The following is a 2,541-nucleotide window of genomic DNA, read 5'->3' as shown; positions in this document are numbered from 1 at the left end:
CCAGTCCGACCAGGACGCCATCATCCGGGCGGGGTCGCGCGGCGCGGTTGGGCCGGGCGGGCGGTCCGGAGGTGGGCGCGGCGGACCGGGCGCCCACCGTCGCGGCGCGAGGTGGGCGAGGGCAACCGCGAGGAAGCAACGGACGCCGCAGTCCCGAGCGTCGTCGGAACCAGCCCGGACCAAGCGTCGGAATGGAATCCGACCGCGCGCGGCGGATACTCCCGCCCGCGGGCGGGTGCGGATCGCGGCCTGTGCACTGGGACAGCGACGCGCCGACCGGCCCCGAGGGGCCGGCCGGCGCGGTCGTGCTCAGGCGGCGGGTCAGGCGGCGGAGAAGGACACCTCGGTCGACTTGATCAGCGCGGTCACGGGGAGGCCGGGCCGGAGCGCGAGCTCCTCGGCCGCCGCCCGGGTGATCGCCGCGGTGATCTCCGGGCCCTCGGCCAGTGCGATCCGGGCCACCGACATCGCCCCACCGGAATCGACGTCGACCAGCGTGCCCCGCAGTTTGTTGCGAATACTCAGGCCGCTGGTCCCGCCTGTGGCCAGCGAGATGTCGGTTGATTTGATGAGCGCTTCCACGGTGTCGCCGATGTTGACGCCGAGATCCTTGATCGCGTCCATCGTGACCGTGGCCGTCAGGGTCTGGCCGCCGGGAATGCTGATGGCGACGGTGCCCATCACGGCACCGCCGACAATTTCACTAACGGTTCCCGCGAATCGGTTGCGAATACTAAGGACCATGAAAAAACCCTACTAGGCGAATGTATCCGATGAGTTGCCGATGGGCAGTGTCGTCCGGGTCACCGCCCTGGTCCAGACGGCGTCGCGCACGACGGCGGAGTCACCGCAAACCCTCACTCGCCCTGGTCACATCCGATGCCGGGCGGACAGCCGGCCATCTCCACGGACCGCATACACGGATACTTCGCGGCATTAGCTCCGCACCTGAGCAGCGATTGCTACTATTAATCCTTAGATGCGGGTCTTCGGAGCACCGCAACGAACGGGTGAACCGCGGTCACGACCCACCGAAGGGAGAAGAACAGGAGATGTCGACCCAGCTCAGCGTCATCGCGACTATCCCGCACCGGCGTGGCGGGACGCTCGCGCGCCCGCCTGGCGGCGCCGCGACCTGGCCCATTCAGGCAACCCCGACTCCCACCCGTAGCGGGATGTCAACGGGACGCGCGGTCAGTGACCACCCCCGAAATACCCCGGAAACACGCCGGTCAGGGGATGATCGGCACTATTGTTCTGAGCCTCTCCGGCAGTCCCGACGCGATATCCGAGCAGAGTAGGTAACCGACGTGTTCTGGAGCGGTTCCGCGCATTCCCACGAGGAGACGACCGAGTGGCTCTCGCGGGTCGAGAAAATCACCCCCGTCCTCACCCGGCACCGCGAGGAGGCCGAGCAGGAACGAAGGACACCGGACGCCGTCATCGAGGCGCTGCGCGAGCAGAACATCCACCGCATGTGGGTGTCGCCATCGTTCGGCGGCGGCGGGGTCAGCGTCCGCACCGGCTCCGCCGTCCTGCAGGCCCTCGCCCGGACGGACGCCTCCGTCGCCTGGCAGATGGGGGTCCAGGGCGTCATCTCCCGGATGTCGGACTACCTGCCCGAGCAGGTCGCCGGCCAGGTGTTCGCCGACTGCGACGGGCTCGTCGTCGGCGGCATCAATCCCACCGGCCAGGCCGAACCGGTGCCGGGCGGTTACCGGCTGCGGGGTCGCTGGTCGTACGCGAGTGGTTGCACCCACGCCGACTGGCTGGTGTGCGCATCCGTCCTGCCCCAGCCGGACCCGGTCACCCGCATGCTGTTCGTGCCGGCCGAGGCGGTCCGGTTCGACGACGACTGGGACCCGCTGGGCCTACGCGGGACGGGCAGCGTCAGTTTCACCGTCGAGGACGTGTTCGTGCCGGCGGAGTTCACCGTCGAGGGCGCCCTGCTACGCCGGCCGCCGGCGGCCCGGGCCTCCCGCGGCTACCCGATCGCCTACTACGACTTCGGGCCGTTCACCACGGCCTCGACAGCCCTCGGGATCGCGCAGGACGCGCTGAGCGCTTTCCCGGGCATCGCCGTGGGCGCGGTGCCGGCCCGCGGGTCGGAGGCGTTGAACACGAGCCACACCGTCCAGGCCGGGCTCGCCCGTGCCACGGCGCTGGTCCGCTCGGCCGAGCTGATGCTGTCCGACGCCGCGAACCACGCGGGCCTGCGCCGGGCGATCGGCGGGGAGGAACTATCCGCGCTGATCCGCCTGGCCGCCGCGACCGTCGGCGAGAACACCGTGCGCGCGGTGGACAGCCTGCACAGCCTGGCCGGCACCCGGTCGCTGGCCGGCGGCGGGCGCCTCGACCGGTGTTTCCGCGACGTCCACAGCGCCGTCGCCCACATCACGCTGGCGCCGACCAACTTCGAGATGGTGGGCGCCTACCTGCTGGGCGGCTCGCTGCTCATGCGGCGCTGACATGCCGGCCACCATGTCAGCGCCCGGCGCGGCGGCCTGCGCGACCGTGCCCCGCCGACGCGCCGCTCCCGCC

General features: G+C 70.9%; 2 protein-coding genes. One reads left to right on the top strand and one right to left on the bottom strand.

Going from position 1 to position 2,541, the window contains the following annotated elements; translation table 11 throughout:
• Positions 1 to 321: 321 nt before the first annotated feature.
• Positions 322 to 744 carry a TOBE domain-containing protein gene (locus tag MXD58_RS28815; RefSeq protein WP_248840569.1) on the bottom strand — a complete coding sequence of 141 codons (423 nt, stop codon included), beginning with the start codon at positions 742 to 744 and terminating at the stop codon, positions 322 to 324.
• 566 nt (positions 745 to 1,310) lie between these two features.
• On the opposite strand from MXD58_RS28815, the gene MXD58_RS28810 reads away from it, so the two are divergent.
• On the top strand, positions 1,311 to 2,468 hold the full coding sequence (locus MXD58_RS28810; RefSeq protein WP_248840568.1) for an acyl-CoA dehydrogenase family protein: 1,158 nt from the start codon (positions 1,311 to 1,313) through the stop codon (positions 2,466 to 2,468).
• The last annotated feature ends 73 nt before the right edge of the window (positions 2,469 to 2,541 follow it).

The organism is Frankia sp. AgKG'84/4, assembly GCF_023242965.2.
Classification (GTDB): Bacteria; Actinomycetota; Actinomycetes; order Frankiales; family Frankiaceae; genus Frankia.
Note: the sequence above shows the minus strand (reverse complement) of the source record. Positions and strands in the feature narration are given on the sequence as shown.

Coding starts and splice junctions, on each gene's coding strand:
- MXD58_RS28815 (WP_248840569.1), bottom strand. CDS start 744: ATGGTCCTTAGTATTCGCAACCGATTCGCGGGAACCGTTAGTGAAATT.